This is a genomic window from Castellaniella sp., assembly GCF_041675725.1.
In the GTDB taxonomy this organism is placed as follows: Bacteria; Pseudomonadota; Gammaproteobacteria; order Burkholderiales; family Burkholderiaceae_B; genus Castellaniella.
The window spans coordinates 21198-30234 of sequence record NZ_JBAYTI010000034.1; the positions used below are offsets into that span (position 1 = coordinate 21198).

The window sequence follows — 9037 nt, forward strand, 5'->3', positions numbered from 1 at the left end:
CCATGCGCACGGCCCGACGCTACATCGCCCGCGAAATCTACCGCTCGACGCTGGTCGTGCTGGTGGCGCTGGTGGGCCTGTTCATGTTCTTCGCCCTGATCGAGGGGCTCGACAAGGTCGGCAAGCGCCTGACCCTGCTCAACCTGTTCTACCTGCAACTGCTCGACCTGCCCAATCACCTGTACGAGCTCCTGCCCATCGGGCTGCTGATCGGCACCGTGCTGGCCCTGGCGGGCCTGGCCCAGCGCAACGAACTGACCATACTGCGCGCCTCGGGGGTAAGTGGGCTGAAGCTGCTGGGCGCCTTGTGGCTCATCACCTTGCCGTTGATGCTGGGCGCGCTGGTCCTGTCCGAGTACATTACGCCCGCCGCCGAGCTGCAGGGCAGCGAATCCCGCCTGGCGCTGCTGGGCCGTACCGACGGCGGGCGCATGGCCAGCGGCTACTGGTTCAAAGAAAACGATGAACAAGGCCATCCGCGCATCATCAACATCCGCCGCCTCGAAGGGCGCGGCCAGGTCAGCGGGGTGGAACTCTACGAGTTCGGCGACCACAACGCCATGCGCGCCCGCATCCGGGCGCGCCAGGGCCAGTTCGTCGACGGCAGGCTGCGCCTGCAGGATCTCGACATCCTGCAGATCCTGCCACGTTCGGCCGGTGCGCTGGCCGACGCGACAGCCCCAGCCACGCCCCTCACGACCCGCAGCCTGCAGGCCGAACGTGAAATCCGCACCACACTGACGCCAGAGCGCCTGATCGCCCGGGTCCTGACCCCCGAGCGCATGGCCATCTCCGACCTGCTCGATTACATCCGCTACCTGGAAAAAAACCAGTTGCAGTCCGATCGCCAGGAAGTCGCCCTATGGCGCAAACTGGCCTATCCATTCACCCTCCTGGTGATGGTTACCATCGCCGCCCCGATTGCCTTCGTCCACTCGCGCCGGGGCGGCGTGGGCCCCAAGGTGTTTGCGGGCATCATCCTGGGGGTCTTCTTTTTCATGATCAATCAATTGGCGCTGAATGCCGGGATGCTGGGCAACTGGCCGCCGTGGGCGACGGCCCTGGTGCCCGATCTTCTTGCGCTGTCTGCCGGCCTGCTGGTACTGCTGGCCATGGAGAATCGCCATTCCCTGGCGCTCTGGTGGCGCAACCGGCGGCTGCAGCCAGGCCTTTCATGAAAACCGCCGATGTCTGGGTCATCGGCGACGTGCAGGGGTGCCGCCGCGCCTTGCAGCAGCTGTTGCAGCACCCCGAGCTGGCGGCCCCCGACACGCACATCTGGTTTGCCGGCGACCTGGTCAACCGCGGGCCCGACTCGCTGGGCGCGCTGAAGTGCATCCGCGGCCTGGGCAGCAGGGCGCGGGCGATCCTGGGCAACCACGATCTGCACCTGCTCGCGGTGGCTGCCGGCGTCCGCAAGATCAGCCGCTCGGACACCTTCCAGGACGTACTGCAGGCCCCGGACGCGCCCGAGTGGATCGACTGGCTGCGCCGTCAGCCCCTGCTGATCCGCGGACACGGCCACGTCATGGTCCACGCCGGTATCCTGCCCGCCTGGACCCTCGAGCAGGCGGCCCGCCTGGCCCGGGAAATCGAAACGGCCCTGCGGGGCCCGGCATGGCGCGAGGCGATGGACGACTTATACGGCGAGCGGCCGCTGCTCTGGGATGATGCGCTGCAGGGCCCGGCCCGCATGCGCGTCATCGTCAATGCGCTGACCCGCATGCGGGTCTGCCACCGCAGCGACGGCCGCATGAATTTCGATCACAAGGCCGGCCCCGGTACCGACCCGGATCTCTGCCCCTGGTTCGAGCTGCCCGGGCGGCGCGACCCGGCCATCCCGGTCGTTTTCGGCCACTGGTCGGCGCTGGGCCTGCACATCCGGCCAGATGCCATCTGCCTGGACAGCGGCTGCGTCTGGGGGCGATCACTGACGGCGATGCGCCTGCGCGACCACCGGATCATCCAGCAGGATTGTGCCCAATGCCGCTGACGGCGTGCCGTCGACTGCCGCTCAATGCGGCACCACCACCTTGTCGCGAATGGCCTCGCGCGCCCGGCGCGCCAAGTCGCTTCGGCTAAGCGCCGGGCCGGCAGACATCGGCGGCAGGAACTCGCAATGCACCTCGACCTTGCGAGATCCCAGCAGCACCCACAGGTTGGCCACCAATGTCTGCTCGCCGATGAACGCCAGCTCGGGCGCGCGCCGTCCGGCGCGGTAAAAGCGCAGGGCCACCGGCTGGACCGGCACGACCGCCTGGATCGCGGCATCGAACAGCCCCGTATGAAAATTGAGTACGTCGCGGCCATCCGTGCTCGTTCCCTCGGGGAACAACCCCACCACGCCGCCGTATCCGAAGCAATCCTGCATCTGCCGGCTGGCGTCACGCACGGCCCGCCGATGCTGGCGGTCGATGAACAGCGTGCCCGACCAGGCCGCCAGCGGGCCGATCACCGGCCAGCCGCGGATGTCGCTCTTGGCGACGAACGAGGTGGGCCGGACGCTGTTCAACACGAAGACATCCACCCACGAGACGTGGTTGGATACCCACAGCACCGCACCCCGGGGTTGCGGCGCGCCCAGCACCCGAAGGCGTACGCCGCACAGGGCCATCAGCACCCGCGACCAGCCACGCACGCACCAGCGCCGCGCGCGGCGCCCCAGCCAGGGAAAGCACAGCAGTTCGGTGAGCAGGCCCAGGCCGATCCAGGTCGACACCAGGACCGAGCGCACCGCGAAAAAAAGGACAGCCACGGATTCTTCCTCGATGTGGATCGGGGCACATGATACCCGGGCTGGTCGACTTGGTATACCGCCGGCACGCAGGCCGCCGGCGTGCGCTCAGCAGGCCCGGTCGAGCCAGCGCTGCAGGATGACGGCAGCCGCCACCGCGTCGTCGTCGGCATGCGTACCCAGGATATGCTGGGCTTCAAGGCTGGAACCGCGCTCGTCGACCAGTTCGACGGGCACCCGGAAGCGGCCTTCGAGCTGCCGTGCAAACCGCCGACTATGCGCCGAAGCGGGCTGCTCGTCGCCCGTCAGGGTGAGCGGCAGGCCGACGATGACGCGCTCGGGCTGCCAGGCCTGCAGCAGGCCGGCGACCTGTTCGAAGCGCTGCTGGCGGGTGACCGGGCGCAGAATGCACAAGGGACGGGCCTGCCCCGTCAGGGTGTTGCCCAACGCCACGCCGATTTTTTTCAGGCCGAAATCGAAACCCAGCAGGGTTTCGGGTGCCGCAGCAACGGGCGTGCGTGGCGCAGTGCCGGAGTCAGGCGTGGCCGGCATCGCCGCTGAGCATGCCTGCCCGTATGCCCAGCTGCGCCAGGGCGGCGTCGTAGCGGTCTTCGGCCGGGGTCTCGAACAGAATGGTGCTGTTGGCCCCAACGTGAAGCCAGGCGTTCTGGCCGAGTTCGTCTTCGAGCTGGCCGGCACCCCAGCCCGCATAGCCCAGCGTCACCAGCAGCTGCGCGGGCCCCTGGCCGGCGGCGACATCTTGCAGGATGTCGCGCGACGTGGTGAGCGCGACGTCTTCGCCCAGGGCGATGCTGGAGCTGTACTGCCCGCGCGGCATATGCAGCACGAACCCGCGGTCGGTCTGCACCGGCCCCCCGAAGAACACGGGCGCCTGACCGACCGGACCGATTTCCAGCGACAAGGGCAGATCGAGCCGGGTGAGCAGGTCGTTGATGGTCAGGGTGGTGGGCCGGTTGATGACCAGGCCCAGCGCGCCGTGCTCGGTGTGCTCGCAGACATAAATGACGGTATTGGCCAGCTCGCCCCCGACGCGGCCGGGCATGGCCAACAGGAATTGTCTGGACAGATCGATGCGCCCGGTATCGGACGCAGGCGTAACGGTTTTCATGATGCCTCCCCGCAAGCCATGGCGCTCATGACATAAGAGTATCAGATCTCCATTAGAATGGATGCGAGAATCAATGCCTCATAAGGCAAACCCCAGCATGAACCCCATTCGCTTCCCGCGCGGCCTCTATGGCGTCACCCCCGACTGGTCCGATACCGATCGCCTGCTCGAGGCCATCCGACAGGCCCATGCCGGTGGCATGGCGGCTCTGCAATGGCGCCGCAAGCAGGGGACGCCGGCCCAGTGGCGGGCTCAGGCGCGGGCGGTGCGCGACACCTGCGCCCAGCTGGGGCTGCCCCTGATCATCAACGACCACTGGCGGCTGGCCCTCGAATTCGATGCCGACGGGGTGCACCTGGGGCGCGACGATGACGCCATCGGCCCGGTGCGTCAAGCGCTCGGCACCGGCAAGATCATCGGCTGTTCCTGTTATGATCAGCCGGCTCTGGCAGCCCGCCGGCTGGCCGAAGGCGCCGACTACATCGCGTTTGGCGCACTGTACCCCTCATCGGTCAAACCCGATGCCGTGCGCGCCACGCTCGATCACATCCGCCAAGGAAGCCAGCTGGTGCAGGCCATGGGCCCGCCACGCCCGGCCGTGGTCGCCATTGGCGGCCTGAACGCCGGCAACGCCGCGGCCGTCATCGAGGCCGGCGCAGACGCCATCGCCGTCATCAGCGCCCTCTTCGAAGCGGCCGACATCGCACAGGCCGCTCGTCGCTGCCAGGCGCTTTTTTCATGAACCTTTTCATCGTCCGATTTCCATGACCCGTCATACCGAACTGTTCGACCGCGCCTGCAAAGTCATCCCGGGTGGCGTGAATTCGCCCGTACGCGCATTCCGCTCCGTGGGCGGCACCCCCCCTTTCATCGAGCGCGCCCTGGGGCCGCGGCTCTGGGATGCCGAAGGCCGTTGCTACATTGATTACGTCGGCTCCTGGGGGCCCGCCATCCTGGGCCATGCCGATCCCGACGTCGTCGCCGCCGTGCAGGCGGCGGCCGCCCATGGCCTGTCCTTCGGCGCCCCGACCGTCGCCGAAGTGGAAATGGCCGAGGCGCTGGTCGAGCGCTTCCCGTCCATGGACCAGGTCCGCCTGGTCAGTTCGGGCACCGAGGCCACCATGTCGGCCATCCGCCTGGCCCGCGGGCACACCGGCCGGCACAAGATCATCAAATTCGATGGCTGCTACCACGGCCATTCCGACAGCCTGCTGGTGAAGTCCGGCTCGGGCCTGCTGACCTTCGGCAACCCCTCGTCGGCCGGCGTACCGCCGGAATTCGTGCAACACACGCTGGTGCTGGGCTACAACGACCTGCCTGCCGTCGAAGCGGCCTTTGCCCGGTACCCCGAAGAAATCGCCTGCATCATCGTCGAGCCCCTGGCCGGCAACATGAATTTCGTGCGCCCGGCCCCAGGTTTTCTCGAAGGGCTGCGTACCCTGTGTTCCAGGCACGACGCGGTCCTGATCTTCGACGAGGTCATGACCGGGCTGCGCGTGGGCCCGCGGGGCATGCAGGGCCTGAGCGGCGTCACCCCAGACCTGACCACCCTGGCCAAGATCATCGGCGGCGGCATGCCGGTCGGGGCCTTCGGCGGGCACGCCGCCATCATGGCCAGCATCGCCCCGCTGGGCGCGGTCTACCAGGCCGGTACGCTATCGGGCAACCCGGTTGCCGTGGCCGCGGGCCTGGCCACCCTCCGGAAACTGCGGCAGCCCGGTTTCTACGAAGCCCTCGAGGGGCAAACCCAAAAGCTCGTCCAGGGCCTCGAAGCCGCGGCACGGCACCATGGCGTCCCCTTCTGCGGCGACAGCCAGGGCGGCATGTTCGGCCTGTTCTTTCAGGCCGAACGGCCGCGCAATCTGGCCGAAGTCTCTGCGGGCGACGCCGATGCCTTCAAGCGGTTCTTCCACGGCATGCTCGGGCATGGCATCTACCTGGCGCCATCCGCCTTCGAAGCGGGTTTCGTGTCGGCCAGCCACGACGACGCCGTGATCGACGCCACCATCGCGGCCGCCGAACAGGTCTTTGCCGCGCTGTGAAGCGTTTTCCGCCCATGAAATGGTACGGACTTCAAATTTCTTGATGTGGAACAAGGACACCTCATCGGACATTACTTAAACTGGGTTACTACCCTGGCTTTGGTTCCGAGACGTGTCATGACCGATTTCACTCCTGCAGACGCCGCCCGGCATCCGGAAATCCGCCTTTCCGAACCGGGCGACCATCCGTCCGATGGCTCGCAGGCCGCCCGCGACCTGCACCTCTGGATGCGCCTGATCAGTTGCTGCACCCTGATCGAAAATGAACTGCGCAGCCGCCTGCGCACCGAATTCCAGACCACGCTGCCGCGCTTCGAGCTCATGTCCCAGCTGGTGCAGGTGCCGCGCGGCCTGAAAATGAGCGAACTCTCGCGCCGCATGATGGTCACCAACGGCAATATCACCGGCATTGCCGACCAGCTCGAAAAAGACGGCCTGGTCGAACGCATCAAAGACCCAGCCGACCGGCGCAGCTTCATCATCCGTCTCACCCCCACCGGCAGGCGTCACCACCGGCGCATGCAGCGCGCCCACGAAGCCTGGGTCCGCTCGCTGATGGGCGGGCTGCCGGCGGTGACCCGCCAGACCCTGTTCGAGCTGCTGGGCGATCTCAAGCAATCCACGCTCGCGGTCCTGCCCGTACACTGATCCCGCATTGCGCGGTCCGCATGCGGCCCGCATGCCTTTGCGAGCCTACGGGGCTTCTGGGGCACCCGCGCACCCTACGCAGGCCCGGATCCTCTGCATGCGGATCCCTTAGAATATCGCTTTTCGATGCCTCAGGACCCTGCCCATGGCCATTCAGCTGCACATTCCGGCGCCCGACGCCATCCATCCCGTCCGGGGCGTTCGCATCGGCACCGCCGAGGCCGGCATCCGCAAGGCGGGCCGCCGGGACCTCACCGTCTTCCTGCTGGATCCGGGCACGGCCGTGGCGGGGGTTTTTACGCGCAACCGGTTCAAGGCCGCCCCCGTGCAGGTGTGCGAGGCGCATCTGGCGGCCGGGCAGCCCATCCGTGCCCTGGTCATCAATACGGGCAATGCCAATGCCGGCACCGGCCAGGCGGGCCTGAGCGCAGCGCATGAAACCTGCGCGGCCCTGGCTGGCCAGCTGGGCGTGCCCGCAGAGCAGATCCTGCCCTTTTCCACTGGGGTCATCCTCGAGCCCCTTCCGGTCGAGCGGCTGATCGCTGCGCTGCCCGATGCCGTGATGAGCGCCGGAGCGGACCACTGGTTCGACGCGGCGCACGCCATCATGACCACGGATACGCAGCCCAAGATCCACTCCGCCCACATCGAACTGGGCGGCTCGCCCGTCACCATCACGGGCATCAGCAAAGGGGCCGGCATGATACGCCCCAACATGGCCACCATGCTGGGGTTCCTGGCCACCGATGCCGGCCTGCCAACGGCGCTGCTGCAAAAGCTGGCGCGCGATCTCGCCGACCAGTCGTTCAACCGCATCACGGTCGACGGCGACACGTCCACCAACGATTCGTTCATCCTCATGGCCACGGGCGCCAGCAGCGCCATCATAGAGTCCGAGCGCGATCCACGCTATGCGCCCCTGGTCGACGCGCTGGCGCAAGCGGCGCGCGATCTGGCCCAGAAGATCGTGCGCGATGCCGAAGGGGCCACCAAATTCATCACCATCCAGGTGGAAGACGCCGGCAACACCCAAGAGGCCCTGCAGGTGGCCTATGCAATCGCCCACTCGCCGCTGGTCAAGACGGCGTTCTATGCCTCCGACCCCAACCTGGGGCGCATCCTGGCGGCCATCGGCTATGCGGGTATCGACGATCTCGACATCCAGGCGCTCAAGCTGTGGCTGGGCGATGTGCGGGTTGCCAGCCAGGGCGGGCGCGACCCGGCCTACCGCGAAGAAGACGGCCAGCGCGTCATGGCCGGGCAGGACATCACCGTGCGCGTGTCCCTGGGCCGGGGCGATGCCTGTGAAACGGTCTATACGTGTGATTTCTCACATGAATACGTCAGCATCAATGCCGACTACCGATCCTGAACACAAAACCCGCTGAACACGTAGCCCACGGGCCACCCGGCAACCCGCTCCAGACAAGGACACCCATGACGACCCCATCTGCTCCCATCACACTCCGGGCCCTGGCGGCCGCCGATTTCGACCGCTGGCTCGAGCTCTGGAAGGGCTACCAGCAGTTCTACCATGTCAGCCTGCCCGACGAAGCCACCCAGACCACTTTCAGGCGTTTTCTGGACGACACCGAACCCATGCATTGCACGCTGGCGGTCCGCGGCCAGGCCGTGATCGGTATGGTCCACTACATCGAGCACCGCAGCTGCTGGACACCCGGCGACTACTGCTACCTGCAGGATCTGTACGTGGATCCGTCCGCTCGCGGGCAGGGGGCGGGGCGCCTGCTCATCGAGCACGTCTACGAGCACGCCCGCGCGCTGGGGTGCAGCCGCGTCTACTGGCTCACACAGGAAAACAACACCACGGCCCGTGCGCTATACGACCAAGTGGCCGACAACCCCGGTTTCATCCAGTACCGCAAGGCCCTGTAGGTGGCGTCCGAACGCTGGTGTCTCGGCCGTAATTGCCTCTCTTCCAGTTTGACGATAAAATGCAGGGCTTGGCCAATTTTTCGTTGGCCCCTATTGGCATTTCATTTTTCAGGAACCCCCATGTACGCGGTCATAAAAACCGGTGGCAAGCAATATCGTGTATGCCCCGGCCAAAAACTCAAGATCGAACAGATACCGGCTGACATTGGGCAAGAAATCTCGCTTGACCAGGTGTTGTCGGTTGGCGAGGGCGACAGCCTCAGGCTGGGCACGCCCTTGGTCGAAGGCGCCGCGGTCAAGGCAACCGTTCTTGCACAAGGCCGCCACGACAAGATCAAGGTCTTCAAGATGCGCAGGCGCAAGCACTATCGCAAAACCCAGGGCCATCGTCAGAATTACACCGAAATCCGCATCGACACGGTCGCGGCCTGATCGGTTACCAGGAGTCCATCATGGCACACAAAAAAGGCGGCGGCTCTACACGCAATGGCCGCGATTCACAATCGAAGCGCCTGGGCGTCAAGGTCTACGGCGGCCAGCAGATCTCGGCGGGCGGTATCATCGTGCGCCAGCGCGGCACACAATTCC

Annotated in this window: 12 protein-coding genes; 9 read left to right on the forward strand and 3 right to left on the reverse strand. The window is 66.5% G+C overall.

Translation table 11 applies throughout. From position 1 onward, the window contains the following. Positions 1-2: 2 nt before the first annotated feature. Together lptG and WCZ84_RS08520 are read left to right on the forward strand one after the other, a co-directional pair. The gene (gene lptG / locus WCZ84_RS08515; RefSeq protein WP_372685840.1) at positions 3-1178 is read left to right on the forward strand and encodes an LPS export ABC transporter permease LptG; all 1176 of its coding nucleotides are present in this window, start codon (positions 3-5) and stop codon (positions 1176-1178) included. Next, positions 1175-1993, forward strand: coding sequence for a symmetrical bis(5'-nucleosyl)-tetraphosphatase (locus WCZ84_RS08520; protein ID WP_372685841.1), 819 nt, complete (start codon positions 1175-1177; stop codon positions 1991-1993). Before lptG ends, WCZ84_RS08520 begins: the two co-directional genes overlap by 4 nt. A gap of 21 nt (positions 1994-2014) precedes the next feature. Here the strand turns inward: WCZ84_RS08520 and WCZ84_RS08525 are convergent, their stop codons facing one another. The 3 genes from WCZ84_RS08525 to WCZ84_RS08535 form a co-directional block, all read right to left on the reverse strand. Further along, positions 2015-2755 carry a lysophospholipid acyltransferase family protein gene (locus tag WCZ84_RS08525; protein WP_372685842.1) on the reverse strand — a complete coding sequence of 247 codons (741 nt, stop codon included), beginning with the start codon at positions 2753-2755 and terminating at the stop codon, positions 2015-2017. Positions 2756-2842: 87 nt separating this feature from the next. Beyond that, positions 2843-3286, reverse strand: a complete 444-nt coding sequence (gene ruvX / locus WCZ84_RS08530) for a Holliday junction resolvase RuvX (RefSeq protein ID WP_372685843.1) — start codon at positions 3284-3286, stop codon at positions 2843-2845. After that, positions 3270-3863 (reverse strand): YqgE/AlgH family protein, encoded by a 594-nt coding sequence (locus tag WCZ84_RS08535; protein ID WP_372685844.1) that lies wholly within the window; start codon positions 3861-3863, stop codon positions 3270-3272. Before WCZ84_RS08535 ends, ruvX begins: the two co-directional genes overlap by 17 nt. Before the next feature lie 97 nt (positions 3864-3960). Between WCZ84_RS08535 and thiE the strand changes: the two genes are divergently transcribed. The 7 genes from thiE to WCZ84_RS08570 form a co-directional block, all read left to right on the forward strand. After that, positions 3961-4605, forward strand: a complete 645-nt coding sequence (gene thiE / locus WCZ84_RS08540) for a thiamine phosphate synthase (protein WP_372685845.1) — start codon at positions 3961-3963, stop codon at positions 4603-4605. Positions 4606-4627: 22 nt separating this feature from the next. Continuing rightward, positions 4628-5905 carry a glutamate-1-semialdehyde 2,1-aminomutase gene (gene hemL, locus WCZ84_RS08545; RefSeq protein ID WP_372685846.1) on the forward strand — a complete coding sequence of 426 codons (1278 nt, stop codon included), beginning with the start codon at positions 4628-4630 and terminating at the stop codon, positions 5903-5905. A gap of 117 nt (positions 5906-6022) precedes the next feature. Next, positions 6023-6553 carry a MarR family winged helix-turn-helix transcriptional regulator gene (locus WCZ84_RS08550; RefSeq protein WP_372685847.1) on the forward strand — a complete coding sequence of 177 codons (531 nt, stop codon included), beginning with the start codon at positions 6023-6025 and terminating at the stop codon, positions 6551-6553. 145 nt (positions 6554-6698) lie between these two features. After that, a complete protein-coding gene (gene argJ / locus WCZ84_RS08555) occupies positions 6699-7925 on the forward strand; it encodes a bifunctional glutamate N-acetyltransferase/amino-acid acetyltransferase ArgJ (RefSeq protein ID WP_372685848.1) in 1227 nt (408 codons plus the stop codon). 65 nt (positions 7926-7990) lie between these two features. After that, on the forward strand, positions 7991-8449 hold the full coding sequence (locus WCZ84_RS08560; RefSeq protein ID WP_372685849.1) for an N-acetyltransferase family protein: 459 nt from the start codon (positions 7991-7993) through the stop codon (positions 8447-8449). Positions 8450-8569: 120 nt separating this feature from the next. Then, a complete protein-coding gene (gene rplU, locus WCZ84_RS08565) occupies positions 8570-8881 on the forward strand; it encodes a 50S ribosomal protein L21 (protein ID WP_372685850.1) in 312 nt (103 codons plus the stop codon). A 20-nt stretch (positions 8882-8901) separates the two neighbouring features. After that, on the forward strand, positions 8902-9037 hold a 136-nt coding region (locus WCZ84_RS08570; RefSeq protein WP_372685853.1), incomplete at its 3' end, for a 50S ribosomal protein L27.